Origin of the sequence: Streptomyces chisholmiae, assembly GCF_031845445.1 — a bacterium.
GTDB classification, from domain to species: domain Bacteria; phylum Actinomycetota; class Actinomycetes; order Streptomycetales; family Streptomycetaceae; genus Streptomyces; species Streptomyces chisholmiae.
On record NZ_JAVREO010000085.1, the window covers coordinates 1 to 516 of the forward strand.

Here is a 516-nt window from a genome sequence, read left to right on the forward strand (position 1 = left end):
GGGATGACCGTGGTGAGCTGGAGGTAGATCTCTTCGGCGCGGGCCGAGAGCCGGAACCCGTCGGGGGCGCGGACCAGTAGCGAGTCATCGAACAGGCGGCGTAGGCGTTGCAGCGCCCGGCTCATGGCCGGCTGACTCAGCCCCACCCGGACAGCCGCCCGCGATACTTGTCGTTCCTCAAGCAGGGCGACCAGCGGGGTGAGAAGGTTCAGGTCGACCCGATCGATATGCGTGGTAAGCATGCACGTCATCATAAGTATGCATGTGACAGATGAGTGTCGGGCGGGCAGGCTCGACGCCATGACCAATCAGACCGTCCTCATCACCGGCGCATCCAGCGGCTTTGGCCAGATGATCGCGGAACAACTGGCCCGCGTGGGGCACACGGTGCACGCGTCCATGCGCGACATCGCCGGGCGCAACGCCGAACGGGCCGAAGCGTACGCCGACCTGTCGGATCGCGAGGGAATCGATCTGCGGGCCGTAGAGATGGACGTGCGATCACAAGACTCCGTC

The 516-nt window shown here is 65.1% G+C and carries 2 protein-coding genes; one reads left to right on the top strand and one right to left on the bottom strand.

Translation table 11 applies throughout. From position 1 onward, the window contains the following. Positions 1–242 (bottom strand): LysR family transcriptional regulator (locus RM844_RS32170; protein WP_311670986.1); only part of this gene is annotated, 242 nt, incomplete at its 3' end. A 58-nt stretch (positions 243–300) separates the two neighbouring features. Here RM844_RS32170 and RM844_RS32175 point away from each other — a divergent pair. Then, on the top strand, positions 301–516 hold a 216-nt coding region (locus RM844_RS32175), incomplete at its 3' end, for an SDR family NAD(P)-dependent oxidoreductase (RefSeq protein WP_311670987.1).